Consider the following 1,970-nt stretch of genomic DNA (forward strand, 5'->3'; position numbering starts at 1 on the left):
GCTGGTAAAACACATGATTAAAAAGCTTAATGCAACACAGGTTAAGCATACTGAAGGGTTTGAAAACGAATGAATAAACCAGTCAAAATGGAACCAGGTGTAAAACTACGCGATGCCGAAAAAATGGCGTTGATCCCCGTTAAAGTTTTACCAACAGAAAAAACCGAAATGTTGCGTAAGCCAGAGTGGCTAAAAATTCGCTTACCTAAATCAACCGAGCGTATCGATGGCATCAAGCAAGCTATGCGTAAGCACGGCCTGCACTCGGTATGCGAAGAGGCATCATGCCCTAACCTAACCGAGTGTTTTAACCACGGTACGGCCACCTTCATGATTTTAGGTGCTATTTGTACACGTCGTTGCCCATTTTGTGATGTTGCCCATGGTCGTCCGTTAAAGCCTGATGCCGCTGAGCCGGAAAAGCTCGCGCTGACAATTAAAGACATGAAGTTAAGCTATGTGGTTATTACCTCTGTAGACCGTGATGATTTACGTGATGGTGGCGCACAGCACTTTGCCGACTGTATTCGCGAAATTCGTAAGCACAATCCTGACATCACTATAGAAATTTTAGTGCCTGATTTTCGTGGTCGTATGGACCGTGCCCTTGAAATACTCATTGAAACGCCGCCCGATGTGTTTAACCATAACCTAGAAACTGCGCCGCGTTTATACAAGCTTGCGCGCCCGGGTGCTGACTACAAATGGTCACTTGAACTGCTGCGTCGCTTTAAAGAAGCGCACCCAGAAGTTAAAACTAAATCGGGCCTAATGGTTGGTTTAGGTGAAGAAATTAGCGAAATCGAAGAAGTACTGCGCGATTTACGTGCCCATAACGTGGATATGTTAACCGTAGGCCAATACCTACAACCGTCTAAGCATCACTTACCGGTTAAACGTTACGTGCCACCGGCTGAGTTTGATGCACTAAAAGAGTACGCAGATGAAATTGGCTTTACCCATGCCGCGTCTGGGCCATTTGTTCGCTCGAGCTACCATGCCGATCAACAAGCGGCAGGCAAAGAAGTAAAATAATTACCTTTACCCGATATCAATAAGCCGCTCGCTTTACTAAGCTAGCGGCTTTTTTATTGTGGTTAATAACTGATTGCTTAGCTGTAGAGAATTATTTTTACTGATTGTCATTAAACATTAGGTCAAAGTCCGTTTACTTGAGATAATCACTGCGTTATTTTTAAACATGGTTAAATATGAAATTATTAGTTCGTAACTTATCGCGTGCCACTACAGAGCACGACCTTCGTACATTATTTACAGCGCACGGCAAAGTGACTAGCTGTAACTTAGTGCTTGATAAAGAAACAGGGCAATCTAAAGGCTTTGCCTTTGTTGAAATGCCAAACGACATTGAAGTGAAAGCCGCCATTAACGCGCTTAACCAAACCAGTGTTGATAAAAGCAAAATACGCGTAAAGCTGGCCGACGCCTAACTAGTTGTTGCGCCCCAGATTGCCCTTGATATCACAGTTCGCTGTTTTATTAAGGCGCACTTATTAAGCCCCTATTTAAAACAATTATTTACTTTACCGACATAGATCAGCTCGCCTTAGACTAATTGCTATAACACTTAAGTCTATAACTCGCGCAAGCTAATGGACACATTCACACGCCCTGTATATAGTCTGTGTTATGTATTATCCAACCCTAATAATTATGTCAATTTTAAAAGCCACCCCCCTTTTTTTACTGTTAGCGTTAACCGGCTGCTTTGAGCAAGCTGCAGACACCACAAAACTTTCAAACTCGACTAATGTGGATATTAACCATGTTAAGCAGCATATTAAAACACTTGCCTCTGACGAGTTTGCAGGTCGTGGCCCCCTTACCGTGGGCGAAGTAAAAACGATTAACTATTTAGCAAAACAGTACCAAGCTGCTGGTTTAACGGGTGCTTACCAAGGTAAGTTTTTACAACCTGTAACCATGGCAAAGGTAACGGCTGATCAAAC

The 1,970-nt window shown here is 43.1% G+C and carries 2 protein-coding genes and 2 pseudogenes; all 4 read left to right on the forward strand.

Annotated features, from left to right (window positions below; all coding sequences use genetic code 11):
* Positions 1 to 73 (forward strand): annotated as a pseudogene (locus tag ABYB02_RS16780) (octanoyltransferase); the annotation flags it as partial.
* The gene (gene lipA / locus ABYB02_RS16785) at positions 70 to 1,035 is read left to right on the forward strand and encodes a lipoyl synthase (protein WP_372763506.1); all 966 of its coding nucleotides are present in this window, start codon (positions 70 to 72) and stop codon (positions 1,033 to 1,035) included. The pseudogene ABYB02_RS16780 and the gene lipA, both read left to right, overlap by 4 nt.
* 176 nt (positions 1,036 to 1,211) lie before the next feature.
* Positions 1,212 to 1,451, forward strand: coding sequence for an RNA recognition motif domain-containing protein (locus tag ABYB02_RS16790; RefSeq protein ID WP_372763507.1), 240 nt, complete (start codon positions 1,212 to 1,214; stop codon positions 1,449 to 1,451).
* Positions 1,452 to 1,674: 223 nt separating this feature from the next.
* A pseudogene (locus ABYB02_RS16795) lies at positions 1,675 to 1,970 on the forward strand (peptidase M28); the annotation flags it as partial.

The organism is Pseudoalteromonas sp., assembly GCF_041613455.1.
Classification (GTDB): domain Bacteria; phylum Pseudomonadota; class Gammaproteobacteria; order Enterobacterales; family Alteromonadaceae; genus Pseudoalteromonas.

What these genes read in the sequence shown, in the direction of transcription:
- ABYB02_RS16790 (WP_372763507.1), top strand. Translation starts at nt 1,212, where the DNA reads ATGAAATTATTAGTTCGTAACTTATCGCGTGCCACTACAGAGCACGAC.
- lipA (WP_372763506.1), top strand. Translation starts at nt 70, where the DNA reads ATGAATAAACCAGTCAAAATGGAACCAGGTGTAAAACTACGCGATGCC.